This window comes from Chroococcidiopsis sp. CCALA 051 (genome assembly GCF_003015105.1).
In the GTDB taxonomy this organism is placed as follows: domain Bacteria; phylum Cyanobacteriota; class Cyanobacteriia; order Cyanobacteriales; family Chroococcidiopsidaceae; genus Chroococcidiopsis; species Chroococcidiopsis thermalis.
This window is the reverse complement of sequence record NZ_PYCI01000138.1, coordinates 1-17,186: the sequence shown is the minus strand read 5'-3', so window position 1 is coordinate 17,186 and position 17,186 is coordinate 1. Positions and strand designations below refer to the sequence as shown.

The 17,186-nt window shown below is 45.0% G+C and carries 16 protein-coding genes; 6 read left to right on the top strand and 10 right to left on the bottom strand.

The annotated features are described in order from the left end of the window. Window positions 1-128: 128 nt before the first annotated feature. Both C7Y66_RS25090 and C7Y66_RS25085 read right to left on the bottom strand, forming a co-directional pair. Window positions 129-1,772, bottom strand: a complete 1,644-nt coding sequence (locus tag C7Y66_RS25090; RefSeq protein WP_106547671.1) for an acetolactate synthase large subunit — start codon at window positions 1,770-1,772, stop codon at window positions 129-131. Between the two features lie 142 nt (window positions 1,773-1,914). Continuing rightward, entirely contained in the window at window positions 1,915-3,282 is a 1,368-nt protein-coding gene (locus tag C7Y66_RS25085; RefSeq protein WP_106547670.1) for an NAD-dependent succinate-semialdehyde dehydrogenase, read from the bottom strand. 775 nt (window positions 3,283-4,057) lie between these two features. Between C7Y66_RS25085 and C7Y66_RS25080 the strand changes: the two genes are divergently transcribed. Beyond that, window positions 4,058-4,450 (top strand): response regulator, encoded by a 393-nt coding sequence (locus C7Y66_RS25080; RefSeq protein WP_233222841.1) that lies wholly within the window; start codon window positions 4,058-4,060, stop codon window positions 4,448-4,450. Here C7Y66_RS25080 and C7Y66_RS25075 read toward each other — a convergent pair. Further along, window positions 4,404-4,838, bottom strand: coding sequence for a DUF2294 domain-containing protein (locus C7Y66_RS25075; RefSeq protein ID WP_106547669.1), 435 nt, complete (start codon window positions 4,836-4,838; stop codon window positions 4,404-4,406). The genes C7Y66_RS25080 and C7Y66_RS25075 overlap by 47 nt on opposite strands. A gap of 417 nt (window positions 4,839-5,255) precedes the next feature. Further along, on the bottom strand, window positions 5,256-5,498 hold the full coding sequence (locus tag C7Y66_RS30650; protein ID WP_146149872.1) for a hypothetical protein: 243 nt from the start codon (window positions 5,496-5,498) through the stop codon (window positions 5,256-5,258). On the opposite strand from C7Y66_RS30650, the gene C7Y66_RS25070 reads away from it, so the two are divergent. Further along, window positions 5,493-5,921 carry a response regulator gene (locus tag C7Y66_RS25070; RefSeq protein ID WP_233222840.1) on the top strand — a complete coding sequence of 143 codons (429 nt, stop codon included), beginning with the start codon at window positions 5,493-5,495 and terminating at the stop codon, window positions 5,919-5,921. The two genes, C7Y66_RS30650 and C7Y66_RS25070, sit on opposite strands and share 6 nt — an antisense overlap. A 74-nt stretch (window positions 5,922-5,995) precedes the next feature. Here the strand turns inward: C7Y66_RS25070 and C7Y66_RS25065 are convergent, their stop codons facing one another. Both C7Y66_RS25065 and C7Y66_RS25060 read right to left on the bottom strand, forming a co-directional pair. Beyond that, window positions 5,996-6,367: a DUF2294 domain-containing protein gene (locus tag C7Y66_RS25065; RefSeq protein ID WP_106547667.1), complete on the bottom strand. Its 372-nt coding sequence runs from the start codon at window positions 6,365-6,367 to the stop codon at window positions 5,996-5,998. Between the two features lie 238 nt (window positions 6,368-6,605). Then, window positions 6,606-7,655 carry a zinc-dependent dehydrogenase gene (locus tag C7Y66_RS25060; RefSeq protein ID WP_106547666.1) on the bottom strand — a complete coding sequence of 350 codons (1,050 nt, stop codon included), beginning with the start codon at window positions 7,653-7,655 and terminating at the stop codon, window positions 6,606-6,608. 399 nt (window positions 7,656-8,054) lie between these two features. On the opposite strand from C7Y66_RS25060, the gene C7Y66_RS25055 reads away from it, so the two are divergent. Together C7Y66_RS25055 and C7Y66_RS25050 are read left to right on the top strand one after the other, a co-directional pair. Next, the gene (locus tag C7Y66_RS25055) at window positions 8,055-10,088 is read left to right on the top strand and encodes a serine/threonine-protein kinase (protein ID WP_106547665.1); all 2,034 of its coding nucleotides are present in this window, start codon (window positions 8,055-8,057) and stop codon (window positions 10,086-10,088) included. Between the two features lie 71 nt (window positions 10,089-10,159). Beyond that, window positions 10,160-12,094, top strand: a complete 1,935-nt coding sequence (locus C7Y66_RS25050; protein WP_106547664.1) for an FAD-dependent oxidoreductase — start codon at window positions 10,160-10,162, stop codon at window positions 12,092-12,094. Here C7Y66_RS25050 and C7Y66_RS25045 read toward each other — a convergent pair. Then, window positions 12,091-12,918: a TIGR00297 family protein gene (locus tag C7Y66_RS25045; RefSeq protein ID WP_106547663.1), complete on the bottom strand. Its 828-nt coding sequence runs from the start codon at window positions 12,916-12,918 to the stop codon at window positions 12,091-12,093. The genes C7Y66_RS25050 and C7Y66_RS25045 overlap by 4 nt on opposite strands. Before the next feature lie 39 nt (window positions 12,919-12,957). Between C7Y66_RS25045 and C7Y66_RS25040 the strand changes: the two genes are divergently transcribed. Continuing rightward, entirely contained in the window at window positions 12,958-13,389 is a 432-nt protein-coding gene (locus C7Y66_RS25040) for a VOC family protein (RefSeq protein ID WP_106547662.1), read from the top strand. A gap of 104 nt (window positions 13,390-13,493) precedes the next feature. On the opposite strand, the gene C7Y66_RS25035 is transcribed toward C7Y66_RS25040, so the two are convergent. From C7Y66_RS25035 to C7Y66_RS25025, 3 genes are all read right to left on the bottom strand, one after another. Next, a complete protein-coding gene (locus C7Y66_RS25035; protein ID WP_146149871.1) occupies window positions 13,494-13,853 on the bottom strand; it encodes a hypothetical protein in 360 nt (119 codons plus the stop codon). Window positions 13,854-14,016: 163 nt separating this feature from the next. Beyond that, window positions 14,017-14,403 (bottom strand): VOC family protein, encoded by a 387-nt coding sequence (locus C7Y66_RS25030; protein ID WP_106547660.1) that lies wholly within the window; start codon window positions 14,401-14,403, stop codon window positions 14,017-14,019. A gap of 246 nt (window positions 14,404-14,649) precedes the next feature. Beyond that, window positions 14,650-15,594, bottom strand: a complete 945-nt coding sequence (locus tag C7Y66_RS25025) for a tetratricopeptide repeat protein (RefSeq protein WP_106547659.1) — start codon at window positions 15,592-15,594, stop codon at window positions 14,650-14,652. 94 nt (window positions 15,595-15,688) lie between these two features. On the opposite strand from C7Y66_RS25025, the gene C7Y66_RS25020 reads away from it, so the two are divergent. After that, the gene (locus tag C7Y66_RS25020; RefSeq protein ID WP_106547658.1) at window positions 15,689-16,945 is read left to right on the top strand and encodes a glycoside hydrolase family 10 protein; all 1,257 of its coding nucleotides are present in this window, start codon (window positions 15,689-15,691) and stop codon (window positions 16,943-16,945) included. The last annotated feature ends 241 nt before the right edge of the window (window positions 16,946-17,186 follow it).

Here is a 17,186-nt window from a genome sequence, read left to right as displayed (position 1 = left end):
GGAGCAATTCACAATTCGCAATTCGCAATTAATTCCCCACACCCTACACCCCACACCCTACACCCCATTCATCACTCACCACTACCAATTACCCATTGCCAACTACCATCTTGACTTTTGACTTCTGACTACTCCCACAGCTTGCAGCTAAGATCCCCAGATTTTTGTGTCAAGCGTAGGTTTTCACGGTAGTCTACAGGACAATCGATTACGGCTGGGACATCATCAGCTAAAGCAGCCTTGAGCATGGGGATCAAATCAGTTGCCGATTCTACACGGTAGCCTTTTAGTCCCATACTTTCAGCTAATTTGACAAAATCTGGATTGCCAAAGTGGACGTAGGTTGATTCGCCGAATTGATTGTGCTGCTTCCATTCAATTAAGCCGTAGCCGCCATCATTAAAAATTAGGGTGACAAATGGGTGTCCGACACGCAAGGCTGTTTCCAACTCCTGACAATTCATCATGAAACCACCGTCACCAGTAGCGGCAATCACTTTGCGATCGGGATAAACTAGCTTAGCCGCGATCGCCCCTGGAATTGCAATTCCCATCGCCGCAAAACCATTAGAGATTAAACAAGTATTGGGGCGATCGCAATGATAATTGCGGGCAATCCACATCTTATGCGCCCCAACATCAGAAATTAAAATATCTTCTGGTCCTAACACCTGCCGCAGGTCGTAAATTAATTTTTGCGGCTTGATCGGATAGCCAGGATCGTTAGCATAGTGTTCGTAATCAGCGCGAATATCTGCTTGCAGTTCCAAAGCGTAAGGATTCGGCTTGCCACTGCGATCGGCGCGTTGCAAAATTTCATTCAAGGAATCAGAAATATCCCCTACGACTTCCGCCAATGGAATGTAGCTACTATCAATTTCGGCTGGATTTGCTCCGACATGGACGATGGGGATCTCACCTGCTGGGTTCCAGCGTTTGGGCGAATACTCGATCAAGTCATAACCAATAGAAATAACTAAATCTGTATTGTCAAAAGCGCAATTAATAAAATCTCGCAGTTGCAATCCTACTGCCCACAAAGCTAAAGGATGGGTGTAAGGAATTACGCCTTTACCCATAAAAGTGTTGATAACAGGAATATTCAAGCGCGTAGCAAATTCCGTTACTGCTTCGCTGGCATTTGCCCGAATTGCGCCATTACCAACTAAGATTAAGGGATTGTGAGCTTTAGAAATTGCCTCAGCTGCCTCGTTAATACTGTGAAATGAAGCATAAGTTTTTTCTAAGCCAGTTATACTCAGAGGCATACCTGCCGCTGGCATCGCCGCGATGTTCTCTGGTACGTCAATATGCACCGCACCAGGTTTTTCACTTTGCGATCGCTTGAATGCCCTGCGAACCAGCTCTGGTGTAATGCTGGGGCGAACGATCTGGGCGCTCCACTTCGTTACGGGGGCAAACATAGCCACCAAATCTAAGTATTGGTGAGATTCGATATGCATCCGATCCGTCCCCACCTGTCCGGTAATCGCCACCAGTGGCGCACCATCTAAATTTGCATCCGCTACCCCTGTCATCAAATTAGTTGCCCCTGGACCCAAGGTAGAGAGGCATACTCCAGCTTTCCCTGTCAAGCGTCCGTAAACATCCGCCATGAACGCTGCACCCTGTTCGTGACGGGTGGTAATGAATTGAATGGAAGATTTCTTCAACGCCTCCAAAACGTGTAGGTTCTCTTCCCCTGGTAAACCAAACACGTATTCCACGCCTTCATTTTCCAAACATTGCACTAACAGTTCTGCCGTATTCATCTACCTTTCTCCTTGTTTGTGGGGAGTCGGGAGTCGGGAGTCGGGAAAAGTCAAAAGTTAAAAGTTAAAAGTCAAAACTAACTAATGCTTCTTACCTCTTGCCTCTTATCCCTAACCCCTCACTCCTCGCTCCTAACCCCTCTTACTTTATCCACACAGTTTTAACATTCACGAACTCATGTATACCCTGAATGCTCAGTTCCCTGCCGTATCCAGAGTGCTTAATGCCACCAAAAGGTAGCCTGGGGTCTGATTTGACCATACCGTTAACAAACACCGATCCTGCTTCAATTTCCGTGATCGCTCTGTCTCTTTCTGTTGCGTCTTGCGTCCAAATACTCGCTCCCAAGCCGAACGGGGTAGCATTGGCAAGTTGAATCGCTGCGTCTAGATCTGCAACTCGAAAAAGCAGAGCTACCGGACCAAAAAATTCTTCTTGGGCGATCGCTGCATCCACCGGAATTTGACTCACAATCGTCGGCAGGTAGAAGTTTCCCGCTCGTTCGGCTGGCGGTTGACCTCCAATTAAAACTTTTGCCCCCACCTTGACGCACTCCTGTACTTGGTGGTCTATATCTTCTAGCATACTTGGCGTAGCTAGGGGACCGACATCTGTATCAGGTAACATTGGATCGCCAACTTTGAGCGCCGCAAATTTTGCTACCAAAAGTTTTTCAAATTGCTCGGCGATCGCCTCGGTAATGATAAATCTTTTTGCGGCAATACACGATTGACCGTTACACAACATTCTGGCAGTGACAGCCGTGCTAGCAGCTGCTTCGATGTCGGCACTCGGCATGACAATAAATGGATCGCTTCCCCCCAATTCCAACACTGTTTTCTTAATTTGTTTGCCCGCCGCTGCTGCTAAACTCGCTCCCGCTGGTTCGCTACCTGTTAAAGTGGCAGCTTTGACTCGTGGGTCGGCGATAATTGCCGCTACCTGTTGCGACCCTACTAGTAAAGTTTGGAAGACTCCTGTAGGAAATCCTGCCTCTTCAAAGATCTCTTCAATTGCTAGAGCGCATTGCGGTACGTTAGAAGCGTGTTTGAGCAGACCGACATTACCTGCCATCAAAGCTGGTGCGGCGAAGCGAAAGACTTGCCAAAAGGGAAAATTCCACGGCATCACCGCGAGGATAATTCCTAGTGGTTGATAGCGGACGAAACTGTGGCTGGCATCTGTTCCTACCGATACGTCTGCTAAAAATTCAGCTGCGCGTTCGGCATAGTAACGACAGACCAAAGCGCACTTTTCGACTTCGGCGATCGCGCTTTTTACAGTCTTACCCATTTCCAGGGTCATCAATTTGCCAAATTTTTCTTTGTCGCGTTCCAAAATCTCGGCTGCGGCATTCATCCACTGAGATTTTTGCTGCATCGGCACTCGTCGATATTGCTCGAAAGCCTGTTGTGCCAACTCTAATTTCGTGGCTATTTCTGCCTCGCTTAGCGCTGTAAAAGTTTCAATTGTTTCCCCAGTTGCCGGATTAATCGTTGCGATCGCCATAACTCAAACCTCCAAAATGAGGGGTAAGGGTAAATAGTTATCAGTTATCAGTGACCAGTGACCAGTGAAGAATGGGGTGTAGGGTGTGGGGTGTGAATTGAATTTTGGATTTTAGATTTTGGATTAAATTTCTCCCTTGTCTCCCTTGTCCTCCTTGTCTCCCTCAGCTCCCTCAGCTCTCTTATCTCCCTTGTCCCCTCCACATTTCTATTTTTGCTAGAAAATTACCTCTTTACCGCCGCAAGCGTTCAAATAAATGTATAAATAACTACAACTTTTTGATAGTGAAATAATATGGCTAGGTTATTGGTAGCTGCAAACCTTGCCATATCTTGAATAATTGTCTATTCTAAAAAAAAGCTTAAATTTAAGCCATATTTTGTAGAGGTTTGTACTAATTTAGCTTAGATACTGTACTCTACAAATGTTCGCTAATGTTCACAGATGTAACAATTGCTACAAAATTATTCAACTAAGTTCATGAGAAATTTATCTTTCAGGTTGAATTGAGCTAGAATTGCATCAGTCATCATAACTTCAGTTGATTTAATTGTGTCCTTTTTGCTTAAAACCTTTTTGCTTAAAAGAGTTAAGCCTTAAATTCAAAACAACATCTAGCAAAAATGTAGTTGAGAGCCAGTCCATTGCAAGCGCCGGATCGCCGCTTGGGGAGTGCCTTTTATCCTCTAGAGATAAATTTTGTTTGTAACTTGGCAACTTTCCACACTGGAGGATGGTTTTGGAACTCCTAGCTCAGAATAATTACCTGTCAAAAATGCATCAACCCCTGATTTTGGCTGTAGATGATGATGAAGATAATTTAGAGCTACTGACTGAAGTTCTTTACCCTCTAAATTGTCATATCATCACCGCAAAAGATGGGCGCTCCACGATTAGCATTGCCCAACAGCAACGCCCCGACCTCATCTTGCTGGACATATTATTACCGGACATCTGCGGTACGGAAATTACCCGGATGCTCAAGCAAAACCCGCAGACGCAAAACATCACCGTCATTGCAGTAACAGCATTAGCACGAGCCGAAGATCGAGAAAGTTTACTCGCAGCAGGCTGTAGTGCTTATATTAGTAAGCCTTATATGCTAGACGATTTAGAAGCTGTTATTTGTCGCTATCTGGGTTTGAATCCGACTTTAGCCTTTGTTTGACTCGCCTTGTAGTGTCTAAACCTGAGATGTTGGGAGCGCTATCCAAAAGAGCAACAATGCTAGTACGACCAGTTTCAAATGTACTGTTGCAAATTACGTCCACTACAGGTACGCCAATCGTCTGTTCAATTAAAGATTGCAGGTGCGGTTCTAAGAATTTGAGCAAGTTAGTTCTAACTTGTGAAGCAAGATCTGTCTGTTGATTTTCTCCTAAAAACTGTTCTAATCGGGTAATAGAATCATCTGCCAATATTGTGACTGTTCGATCGACAATATGACAAGAAACTTGGGGCAGCTTGTATCCGAGGTGAGTACGGTAAAGTTCTATAACTTGCTGTACTAACTCTTGTTGTAGCTGCTCTAACGTGGGAGATAACGATTCTTCCATATCGTGCCAGCAGCAAAAACGAATAAGTAAATTTTCCTAAAATTTATCAGTATAAGCGATCGCATTAATCAGCCTTGAGATGTAGATCTTTATAAGGGAGCAGGGAGCAGGGCGCAAGGTAAGTTACCAGTCACAAATCACAATTAAATTACTTGCCGCTCATTACACCCTATACTCTTTCTTCACTGATAAACTGTCAACTGATAACTATTAAAAGATTGCCTGAACGCGAAATTTAAGGCTGTATATGGCTACACTTTAACCTTAGTTAGCTATGATACGCGATCGCCGTCCAAAATTTGCTATTTCTTGCCAAAATCGAGAAATTTAATGATATATTTTCATTTATGACAATTTGTAGCTCTCAACCAGCATGAGATTGTCTATTGGCGTAATTTTTGGTATGCGTAGCAAAAATTACAAATTGCAGTAAAATTCAATGTTGTTGCTTGCTGTTGCTAGCTTGCTACTTACAATCGTACTGAGTACGAAGACGAGCAACCTACAGCGGCTAGTACGAGCCAATTCATCACCAGCGCCGATTGCGATCGCCGCTAGGGGGAATGCCTCGTCGTAGAAGCAACCATCTTTGTTGTCATGTCGTGCAACAAAAATTTTCTTACTTCTACGACTAGCTCCAAACGTATTATGGACATGCAAACTCGTTTTAGTTTCTCTCTAGAGGCAGATTCTTTTCAGCCGCTTGTTTTAGCTGTAGATGATAACGATGATAACTTGCAGTTACTCGCCCAAATTTTAGCGATCGCCGATTGCGACTATATCACTGCGGTTGATGGAAAGAGTGCCATTCTCAAGGCAAAAAGCTATCGTCCCAGCTTAATTTTGTTAGACATGATGCTGCCAGATATTAGCGGTATAGATGTGACGCGAACTCTCAAACAAGACCCGCAAACTCAAGCAATTCCAATTATTGCGGTAACGGCAATGGCAAGAACTGAAGATAAAGAAAGTTTCATTACCGCAGGCTGCGTAGAATGCGCGATCAAACCTTATGATATTGTCCAATTAGAAACGGTAATTCGGAAGTATGCCTTTGGTGGAATAGGAAGAGTTGATAGCTAATGGTTGATAGTTGATAGTTAATGGTTGACAATCGCAGCCAAGAACGCTCTACCATCGATCTATCAACAACTAAACTAAGAATTGCGTACAGACGGCGGGCTAGCTAAGATAGCAACTGTTGCAGTCCGACCCGTCTCTATTTTGGTATTACTCAGAATATCCAATACTTCTACACCTACAACTTCCTCAATTAGGTCTTTTAGTTGGGGTTGAAGTGCTTGATCTAATTCTTCTCTAACTTTTTCGCCTAATTCTTCTTTACCGCTTTCTACTAGCAGTTGTTCCGGCTGAGTTACTGCATCTTCCAGAATAATCGCAATTTTTTCATCAAACATTTGACAAAAAACTTGGCTTGGTCGATGCTCTAACTGAGCGCGATACAGCGCTTGAATGCGTTGCGATAGAGTGCGTTCTAATTGTCCCCGGGTCGGAAAAGATGAGTCCATGTTAAAAATTTAGCTGAATCAAACTTAGCGCCAAACATCTGCTAATAGATAGATGATAAAGATAAAAGGCGCAAAATAGAAGTCGTAAGTCAGAAGTGGCTAGCGGCTGGTGGCTAGTGGCTAGTAGCAAGTAGGGTGTGGGGTATGGGGTGTAGTGGGGAGAATTGGAAATGAATTTTGAATGCGTGAATTTTGAATTGCCCCTCTGCTCCCCTGCCTCCATATCCCTCAAGTTCTTCTACTGGGGATAGATGAGAATCTTATAAGTATCGGGCGTAGGGTTGACAGCTTGCTCTACGGCTGCTGAGAGTTGTTGTAGGGGATAGCGATCGCTGATTAAGGCATCAACGTCAATGCAGCGATTGAAAACAAGATCGACAGCAAGACTTTGCAGGCGATAAGAAGAACTATAACTGCCAATTAAATCGATTTCGCGGCGATAGATAATATTAGGATTGAGGGAAATTTCAACCTCGTCGGGAAATTCGGCAAAAAACAGAATCTTACCACCCTTGCGCGTGCAATCGAGAGCTTGAGCAAACGCCTTTTCACTAGGGACGGCAAGTAGAGTCGTATCGACTCCCAAACCGTTTGTTAAAGCTTGAATTTTAGTGCTTAAGTCGCGATCGCGCGCATCAAAAGCAGCATCGGCTCCTAATTGTAAAGCTTTTTCGAGCCGCGATGGTAATAAATCGGTAGCGATCGCCCTTGCACCGAAGTATTTAACTAACATCACGAACATCAGTCCGATGGGACCCGCACCAGTCACTAATACCGTTTGTCCCGGGGCAATTTGTGCCTTTTTGACTGCTTTGAGACAGCAATTCGTTGGCTCGACAAAACTCGCTTGCTCAAAGCTAACGCGATCGGGAATCGGAATCAAGCCACCATTGCGGACAATGTGACCGGGTATTTTCACATATTCAGCAAATCCACCCCCACTAGGCACAAAACCAGCCGTTGTAGAGATATTTTTATAGATATCGCACATGGAAAAATTATCATTCAGGCAATAGCGACAACGCATACAGGGAATGTGGTGCATCACCACGACTCGCTGTCCTACTTGCCAATCGCTAACTTGTTTTCCGATTGCGGCGACAACTCCAGCCGTTTCATGCCCAAAAATGCGCGGTGGTTCGTAGAGGGGATAGCGAATTTTTTTGATATCTGATTGACATAAGCCAACAACCCGCACTTGCACCAAGACTTCATCCGCTTCAATAGCTGGTACGGGTAATTCCTCATAACTCAATCGATCCACACCGCGAAATACCTGGGCTTTCATAGCTTGTAGTCATTAATCCAGTACTTTAGAATGTAGCAGTTAATAGGGAGCAGGGAGTAGTGAAGAAAGGGTGTAGGGTGTAGGGTGTGGGGTGACAGTGACCAGTGACCAGTTAGTTATTTTATCTCCTCTGCTCCCCTGCCCCTCTGCTCCCCTGCTCTTTTCACTCCCTCAGCTCCCTCAGTTCCCGAGCGCCTCCTCAGCTCTCTTCTCCTTGTCCCCCAACGACTCCCGACTCCCGGTTTCTTTTGCAAGCTAGAATCATTTTGGAACCGTGATGAGATTTGGTTATGTTACGGCGATCGACAGAGAGATTCATCGCCAGAACCGCCAGCTATCGCTATGATTAACTAACACTAAAAACGCCCAATCATTGCCACTGCTTTTGCAACTGCCACAATGCTAGGTGAAATTATCAAAGGGCAATACCAGATCGTCCAAATCCTTAGTAGTAGCGATTACTGTCAGACCTATCTGGCACAAGATCTCGTTACCCCCTCACCGCAAGCATGTATTGTCAAACATCTCTTGCCTGGACCATCCGGTCGCACTAGCTCCCTGTCTTCTCTACGGCGTGTATTTACTCGTGAAGTCGCAGCGCTAGAAAAATTGAGTACTTATTCCCAAGTACCGCAATTGTTAAACTATTTCGAGCTAGATCAACAATTTTATCTGGTATTAGAATACATTCACGGACAGCCTCTGAATCGAGTTTTGGCTCCAGGAGTACGCTGGAGTGAAACCCAAGTCATCGATTTTTTACAGGAAGTCCTTACTATTCTAGAAGTGATTCACGCCCACGGGCTAATTCACCGCGATATTAAACCCAGTAACTTAATTCAGCGTGACAGCGACGGCAAGTTGGTACTGATCGATTTTGGGTCGGTCAAGCAGGCATGGACGCAAGTTGTCACTGCCGCAGGACAAACCAATGCCAACTTTGCTATGGGAATTCCAGCGACAATGGCGATCGGCACGCCAGGCTATATGCCCAGCGAACAAAGCCGAGGTCGTCCTCGCCCGAATAGCGACATTTATGCCTTGGGAATGATTGCGATCCAAGCGTTGACTGGAATGCAACCAACAATGCTTCTAGAAGATGCCGACAGTGGGGAAGTCATTTGGCAACATCTCACAAATGTCACTCTAGCTTTGGGATCGATTTTGAATCAAATGGTACGCTACCATTTCACCGAGCGCTACCAATCAGCAACTGAAGTCCTAGCGGATCTCCAACCACTCCTACCAACAGCAGCACTGTCACAACCAACACCTATCTCAAGAAGTTCTGCCCCAAATTCTGCCTCAACTGCTCCAAATTCTAGTAGTCACCATGCATCGGCGGTGAATGGATCGGGAACGAAGTCGAGAAGAACATCAACTGGAGGGCAGCAACAGATAGCGCTATGGTTGGGGATGGCAATTGGCATTACTTCGGCGCTGGGATTAATTCTAGGCTTGTATTACGCTCTTCGACCAGGAGCGAAGGCTGTGCCACCGATCGCGCCACCTAAAGCACAATTTGCCGCGATCGCCTCGAATCGGCTGTCCGATCGCTATACGTTGACTCAAACTTTAACCGGACACACAGATTCAGTATGGGCGATCGCTGTCAGCCAAGATGGACGTACGTTGGTCAGTGGTAGTGCAGATAAAACGATTAAGGTATGGGATTTACAAACTAGAGAGTTACAGCGCACGCTTACCGGGCATACAGATACAGTACGGGCGATCGCTCTGAGTCAAGATGGACAAATTTTGGTGAGCGGTGGCGGCGAAAAAACGGTACGGCTGTGGAATATCACAACAGGCAGACCCTTGGGAAGGCTGCTCGGACATGGGGGACCTGTATGGACTGTTGCCATCAGTCAAGACGGACAAACGCTTTTTAGTGCGGGAGAAGATGGAACCGTCAAGCTGTGGAACGCCCAGAACGGACAACTGCATCGCACGCTTCCAGCACACGATCGCCGGGTGTTTTCCTTGGCTGTAAGTCCTAACGGGCAAACTTTTGCTACTGGCAGCATCGATCGCACGATTAAGTTATGGGATTTAGCTACAGGAAGACTACTACGCACGCTGACCGGGCATACTGATGCAGTCAGGGCAATTACCTTTAGCCCCGACGGACAACATCTGGCTAGCACGAGTTGGGATAAAACCGTGAAGATTTGGAACTGGCGAACTGGAGAGCAACTACAAACGCTGGCAGAACACGAGCATAGAACTGTTGCGATTGCTTACGGTCATGATGGTAATACCCTAATGAGTGCAAGCCTCGATCGCACGATCAAAATTTGGCAGCCGCAATCGGGACAACTCCTACACGATCTACTAGCTCACACCGACTGGGTATTAGCGATCGTGCCTAGCCCCAGAGGTCAAACTTTAGTTAGCAGCAGCAAAGATCGGACAATCAAAATTTGGGAATAGCAAGTTGTCATTGGTCATTGGCAAATTATAAGTTATTCCCTACTCCCTGCTCTCTACTCCCTAATGACTGAATGAATTCTCAATTTCATACCGATGTCCTAGTCGTTGGCGGTGGTACTGGCGGTACGGCTGCGGCAATCCAAGCAGCGCGCTCTGGTGCAAAAACAATGCTGGTCAGTGAATTTCCTTGGTTAGGAGGTATGCTGACATCAGCTGGGGTATCGGTTCCTGATGGTAACGAATTAGAAGCATGGCAAACAGGCTTGTGGGGAGCATTTTTGCGGGAATTGCAGCAATGCCAGCCGGAAGGATTAGACCATAGCTGGGTGAGCTTTTTTAGCTTCGACCCGCGTATAGGAGCGCAGATTTTTGCTCGATGGGTACAAGAATTGCCTAACTTGAATTGGCTGGTGGGACAAGTACCGCAAGCCGTTTTACGCCAAGGCGATCGCATTTTTGGGGTAGAATTTGCAGAGTTTACAGTTACTGCCGAAATTACCATTGATGCTACGGAGTTAGGGGATTTATTGGCTTTAGCCGAGATTCCGTACCGTTGGGGTTGGGAATGGCGATCGCAATGGGGAGAACCCAGCGCCCCAATTGCTCCAAACGAGCTAACGACAAAATACCCAGTTCAAGCGCCCACTTGGGTAGGACTCATGCAAGATTTTGGGGACGCGATCGCTCCCGTTATTCTCCCACCACCGTCATACAGTCCAGAAATATTTGCTGGAGCCTGGGAAAGTTACGGAGCCGAACAATTTCTTGACTACGGGCGCTTACCAGGCGATTTATTCATGCTCAATTGGCCCATCTGCGGCAACGACTACGGCGAAGGTTTAGACCGACTAGTTACCTCCACCACGGCTAGATCTGAGTTTCTGCAAGAAAGTTTGTGGCATACGCAGGGCTTCTTACACTATATTCAAACCCAACTTGGAAGGCGATATGGTTTGGCTGAAGGTGTATTTCCGGCTTGCGAGAGTCGGGAGTCGAGAGTCGGGAGTCGGGGAATAGAGCAGAGAAGTAATCACCAATTCCAAGTTCCGAATTCCGAATTCCAAATTCCGAATTCTTTCGCTCTCCACCCTTACTACCGCGAGAGTCGGCGCGTTGTTGGCATGGCTACGGTGCGAGAACAGGATATTTTACCCTTAGCTGAAGGTCGAGTCGCTGCTTTACCAGTCGATAGTATAGATAAAGTCAACGCGATCGCAATTGGTAACTATGCCAACGACCACCACTACCCGGGTTTCGATTTTCCCCTACGATCGAAATCCATTCGCTGGGGAGGGCGCTGGACGGGAACGCCTTTTACCATACCCTATCATTGTCTAATTCCGGCAGCGATCGACGGCTTCTTAGCGTGTGAAAAGAATATTTCTGTCTCTCACATTGCCAATGGTGCGACGCGCTTGCAGCCAGTGGTGATGAATCTCGGACAGGCTGCTGGAATGGCAGCAGCCATGTGTATTTCTAGGGGTTGTCAGCCGCGAGAATTACCCGTAAGAGACGTACAAGAAGCTCTATTACAAGAGCCGCGCTGTCCAGCGGCGATCGTGCCTTTATTCAACTCATCACCCGCATCTCCTGACTGGTTAGAATGGCAACGCTACTACCTCGATCGCCCAGAGGAGTATCCTGCTACTGGAAATTGCCCTCTCAGTTTGGCGAGCAGAGGAGCAGAGGAGCAGAGGGGCAGAGGGGCAGAGGAGCAGTCAATTCACTCACCACACAACTACCAACTACCAACTACCAACTACCAACTACCAATTAGCCATTACTCAGGTATTTTCCATCGTCGGGACGTGCAAGACTATACATTGACTATATCCACACCTGAAGAATTACAGGGACACGATTGGACGCTGGTAACTTTGCGATCGCCCATTGACGAAAAACTACAAATCTATCCAGATAACCAACCAATCGCGGTTTACGGGCGGTTAAACCATGCAGGTAGATGGTTGTTGGTAGAAGAAATTGAGCCGATAGTCAACCATTAACCATTAACTATTAACAATTGCCAAATTAAAGCGAGCAATATCGCTACGATCGCCCCAATTAACGTATTCAAAAAATTGACAACATCATGAGTCAGCCAACTAACTTTACCTTCTACCGTTGCGCCAATTAAGCTTTCAATATTAGTGGCAATAAAGGCAGCGATGACACACCAGAGTATGCCTCGTAAATCGATTAAACCGAGTCCCCAAGCTAGCATGGCGATCGCTACCGAACCCGTTACACCAGCCAACGTCCCCTCTAAGCTGACAGCCCCTTCCGTTCCTCTTGCCACGGGTTGTAGAGTCGTAATTAAAAATGTCCTCTGACCGTAAGCTTTTCCAACTTCAGTGGCACAGGTATCGGAAAGTTTGGTGCTGAAACTCGCGACAAAACCTAATAACAGTAGAGACACAATCGGACTTGAATGAGCCACAAAGGTAGTCGCGTTAGCGAAGCTTAACGAAGTTATCGCAATTCCCACTGCACACAGCGCCCCCGTCAATGCCGAACTCCAGACATTCTCTGGACCCCTCGCACCAGAACGCTTTTCTGCAATTCCTTCTGCTTCCTTTTGTGCCATACCGATGTATGTCACAGCAGAACCGACAAGAAAGTAGAATATGACAACTAATTCACCCTGCCAACCTACACTCAAGTACAAGAGAACACCCAAGAATAAAGCGTGCAATAGCCCAGCCGGAGTTAGCAACTTTTTAGGAGCAATCCAGGCTATACCTAATAAAACTGTATGCACTCCGACAGCAACTAGTACGGAATTGAGGAACGATGGGCTTGAAAGTATCAAGGATAAGTTATTAGTCATCTGAATTTTGCCAGAATCTTAAAAAATTGCGGGTTGTATATGAATCAAACCATTTTTCATCTTGCCTTTCCCATCACCGACATTGCCCCGACAAAAGCCTTCTATATCGATGGTTTGGGTTGCATTCCCGGTCGTGAAACTCCCCATGCTTTGATTTTAAATCTTTACGGGCATCAGCTAGTAGCTCATATGACTAAAGAACCTCTGGCTCCACAGCGTGGTGTCTATCCCAGACACTTTGGTTTAATTTTTTCCTCTAAATTGGAATGGGAAAATTTATTAGAGCGATCGCAACACCAGCAACTTAAATTTAGAGAAACACCCAAACAGCGCTTTGTTGATTCTCCCCTAGAACACTACACGTTTTTCCTAGAAGATCCATTTTATAACCTAATAGAAGTTAAATATTATCGTAACTTGGAAGCTATTTTTGGTAGTTACAACAGCGCTCCCATCGGAGATTCCGTTTAAAACTTATACTCATTCACAAACAAGTTCTTTCAACTTAGAACTAACTAAATTTTGCACTACGAACTGCTCCCTGACAACAATTTTAAATTTTTAACTTTTAACTTTTAACTTTTGACTTTTGACTGCGGTGCTTCTAATCGCACATTTCTCCCGCTATTATCAGTACGATAAATCCATTTTTGGCTACCGTCCGACACCACAACCCGCCAACCTTCAACGATCGCCTGCGAGCAAATTTCTTCCGGTTGAGGTAGTCCCAAACAACCATCAGACCAACTTTCGCGACTGTATTTAGTCACTTTTAGTTTCTCTGGAGGAAGATTTTGCAGCTTAGTCAGATCGGCAATGACAGCTTTAACAACTTTAGGAGGCACGCGATCGCTTTGACTGTTCGCGTCTACATTTTCAGCAATCTGACTCGGTGCAGCTACAGCACTAGAAATAAAATTAACGCTAAAACACAAAAATAAACTACAAGTCAAAATCAGAGTTAAAAAACTCCTTGTTGGTAGACAAAATTTAAAACAATCAATTGTCCTATAGTCCGCATGTGCGGACTTCGTTTGTGTAGCCGCGAATTTTATTCGTCCCATATTCGTTAGATCTTCTTTAAGAGGAACAAACATATTAATTTTCATACAGTTCTAGTGGTAAATTATCTGGGTCTTGAAAAAAAGTAAAACGTTTACCCGTAATTTCGTCTATTCTAATATCTTCTACCTGCACTCTCTGAGCAGTTAGCTCCGTAACAGCGCGATCGAGATCGTCAACAGCAAAAGCTAAATGCCTCAATCCACAAGCTTCCGGTTTACTCGGTCTTGACGGCGGCGTGGGAAAAGAAAATAATTCAATTTGAACTGTATCGCTGACTCTTAAATCTAATTTATAAGAATTTCTCGCCGCCCTAAATGTTTCTTCAATAATCGAAAATCCTAAAATTTCTGTATAGAATTTCTTCGATCGCTCGTAGTCAGAACAAATAATTGCAACGTGATGGACACCTGTAACGTGCATAGATCGGCAAGGAGATAACTGTAAAGGCGCACAACCATGCGCCCATATACTAAGTTATCAAATAACAACTAATAACCTTATTCTTAACCCGCGCAGGCGGGTTTTGCCTGTGTAGTCGCGACTTACAGTCGCCCCTGTACAGATTCGATCGCGGTTTTCAATTGGATGCAATACACGTCTGGTAGGGGCGCTTTCTCGCTCGCGCCCCTACAAATGTCATCCACACAATCGAGAATTGCTATGAGATCAACCAACAACCAATCTTTGAAACTGTCGATCGCGCCGCAACTCATCCCATCCCGCATCAACCATTGCTTTTTCTCTATACTCTCTTGGATTGAGATAGATTGCTTGTTGTAAATTTGCCAAAGCCAAATCGGTATCTCCTGCGGCTGCAAAACAGCAAGCACGATTGTAGAAAGCATCGCCGAAGTCTGGCTTGTATTTAGAACCTGGATTATGGCTGGCGATCGCCTTTTCGTAGCGCAGGCGGACGGACTGTAACCGATCCAAACAGTCACACCATAAATTATCCAGAGAATACCAGAAGTCTTGCGGCTCGGCAATCTCTACCTCATTTGCTCCGTTTTGTTGCCAACCCCGATTGTATCGGTGCATATACTGCATTGCTCGGTCGTAGCTAAAAATTGCTTCTCTGTACAATCCCAATTCTTGCAACGCCAGACCTCGATGATACCAAACCTGATAGCGTAAATTGCGATGATATGTTTTTGTATATTTGAGCGATTCGTCGTAATTGGCGATCGCTTGTTTATAACGCCCTAAGTGATATAGTGCCAAACCTCGATGATACCAGACTCGATAGGGAAATCCTTTGTAGTAATCTCTAGCACAATCTAAAGCTTTATCGTAACTCGCGATCGCCTCTCGATAGCGTTTTAACTCAAATAATAATAAACCTCGGTTAAACCAAGTAAAACCATATCCAGGCAAACGTCCGAGAAAACGATCGCAAGCCGCGATCGCTTCTTGATAGCGTTTTAATTTACATAGATAAAAGCTGCGCTCTCGTAAAGGAATATATCGCCATTCTTTTAGTACAGCCGCTATATAGAAATAGATCGATGGAAATGCAACGAGGGATAGCAGAAAATTTTTCGTCACAATGCCAAATACGAATGTTGCTACAAGTATCCCCAGGAGTAAGGCTAGCAGAACTATAACTTGCATAAACCAATAGAATCAGCAAAATTCCTTTAAGAGTTCTGACAGATAGCTTTCCCCATACTGTAGAATTTGCCGTCAGTAGGTTCACTTAATCAAGATGCGCCGGAAATTTTTTGCTCCCCTAGCGATCGCCCTGTTCAGCCTAGCGGCGATCCTATGCTTCTCTTCTGTAACTCTCATAGCCTCGCCAACTCCTCCCAAACCCAATTCAAACTCTGCCGAAATTAGGGGAGTATGGCTGACGAATATTGATAGTGACGTGTTATTTAAACGCGATCGCCTCAGTCAAGCAATCCAAACCTTACATCAATTAAATTTTAATACTATCTATCCCACGATTTGGAACTGGGGATACACGTTGTATCCTAGCTCAGTTGCTGCAAACACCATCGGGCGATCGCTCGATCCCACGTCTGGATTACAAGGACGAGATATCTTACAAGAAATTATCCAGCAAGGACATCAACAAAATGCTTTTCAGGGCGATCGACAACGCATGGGAGTCATTCCCTGGTTTGAATTTGGGTTTATGGCTCCTGCTGATTCCCAGTTGGCAAAACGCCACCCTCAGTGGCTAACTCGTAGGCGAAATAATCAGGAAATTTGGTTAGAAGGTAAACACAAACGAGTCTGGCTTAATCCTTTTCATCCTGAAGTACAGCAGTTTATTCAAAGTTTAATTTTAGAAGTTGTGACGAAATACGATATAGACGGAATTCAATTTGACGATCATTTCGGTTTACCTTCAGAATTTGGCTACGATCCATTTACCGTGAATTTATATCAACAAGAACATCAGGGAAAAAAGCCACCTATCGATCCCCAAGATTCCGAATGGCTGCGCTGGCGTGCTGATAAGATTACGGCTTTTTTGAAACAGGTATTTCAAGCAGTCAAGCAACAGAAACCGAATTGCATAATTTCAATTGCGCCCAATCCTCAAAGAGTTTCCTACGACCTTTTTCTTGCAGATTGGGCAGATTGGGACAGACAGGGATTGGTTGAAGAATTAGTTTTACAAGTCTATCGCAACGATCTCAAAGTATTTCTAAGCGAATTACAATACCCAGAAGTGCAAGCAGCACGAAAACACATTCCAGTAGGAATTGGAATTTTATCAGGCTTAAAAGGTAAATACGTTCCGTGGGGGCAAATTCAAAATCAAGTTCAAGTTGCTCGCAGACATAACTTTGCAGGAGTTTCTTTCTTTTTCTATGAAACTTTATGGAATTTAGCCAAAGAATCTCCAAAAAAACGTCAGTTGGGATTTCAAAAAATATTTTCCCTTCCTGTAAATAGACCAAATACTTTAGTGGGATGGCAACCAGAAAATCTCGCTAGAAATGCTTTGTAAAGTAGTTTCTATTATTTTAGCCGATACACAATTGCGATCCCCCAACCCCTTTAAAAAGAGGCATTTATTCCCCATTGAAAAAGTTGTGTTCTTCAAATAACTTAAAAAAGAGCTATCTATTCCCCCCTTTTTAACGGGGGTAGGGGGGATCGATATCTCTAACTTTAAACACGTAATTCCTTGACTTTTTATAGCAGTTTTCAGTCACATGAGGTACACAGATCTGTAGGGGGCGCACAGC

What these genes read in the sequence shown, in the direction of transcription:
- C7Y66_RS25090 (WP_106547671.1), bottom strand. Translation starts at nt 1,772, where the DNA reads ATGAATACGGCAGAACTGTTAGTGCAATGTTTGGAAAATGAAGGCGTG.
- C7Y66_RS25085 (WP_106547670.1), bottom strand. Translation starts at nt 3,282, where the DNA reads ATGGCGATCGCAACGATTAATCCGGCAACTGGGGAAACAATTGAAACT.
- C7Y66_RS25080 (WP_233222841.1), top strand. Translation starts at nt 4,058, where the DNA reads ATGCATCAACCCCTGATTTTGGCTGTAGATGATGATGAAGATAATTTA.
- C7Y66_RS25075 (WP_106547669.1), bottom strand. Translation starts at nt 4,838, where the DNA reads ATGGAAGAATCGTTATCTCCCACGTTAGAGCAGCTACAACAAGAGTTA.
- C7Y66_RS25070 (WP_233222840.1), top strand. Translation starts at nt 5,493, where the DNA reads ATGCAAACTCGTTTTAGTTTCTCTCTAGAGGCAGATTCTTTTCAGCCG.
- C7Y66_RS25065 (WP_106547667.1), bottom strand. Translation starts at nt 6,367, where the DNA reads ATGGACTCATCTTTTCCGACCCGGGGACAATTAGAACGCACTCTATCG.
- C7Y66_RS25060 (WP_106547666.1), bottom strand. Translation starts at nt 7,655, where the DNA reads ATGAAAGCCCAGGTATTTCGCGGTGTGGATCGATTGAGTTATGAGGAA.
- C7Y66_RS25055 (WP_106547665.1), top strand. Translation starts at nt 8,055, where the DNA reads ATGCTAGGTGAAATTATCAAAGGGCAATACCAGATCGTCCAAATCCTT.
- C7Y66_RS25050 (WP_106547664.1), top strand. Translation starts at nt 10,160, where the DNA reads ATGAATTCTCAATTTCATACCGATGTCCTAGTCGTTGGCGGTGGTACT.
- C7Y66_RS25045 (WP_106547663.1), bottom strand. Translation starts at nt 12,918, where the DNA reads ATGACTAATAACTTATCCTTGATACTTTCAAGCCCATCGTTCCTCAAT.
- C7Y66_RS25040 (WP_106547662.1), top strand. Translation starts at nt 12,958, where the DNA reads ATGAATCAAACCATTTTTCATCTTGCCTTTCCCATCACCGACATTGCC.
- C7Y66_RS25030 (WP_106547660.1), bottom strand. Translation starts at nt 14,403, where the DNA reads ATGCACGTTACAGGTGTCCATCACGTTGCAATTATTTGTTCTGACTAC.
- C7Y66_RS25025 (WP_106547659.1), bottom strand. Translation starts at nt 15,594, where the DNA reads ATGCAAGTTATAGTTCTGCTAGCCTTACTCCTGGGGATACTTGTAGCA.
- C7Y66_RS25020 (WP_106547658.1), top strand. Translation starts at nt 15,689, where the DNA reads ATGCGCCGGAAATTTTTTGCTCCCCTAGCGATCGCCCTGTTCAGCCTA.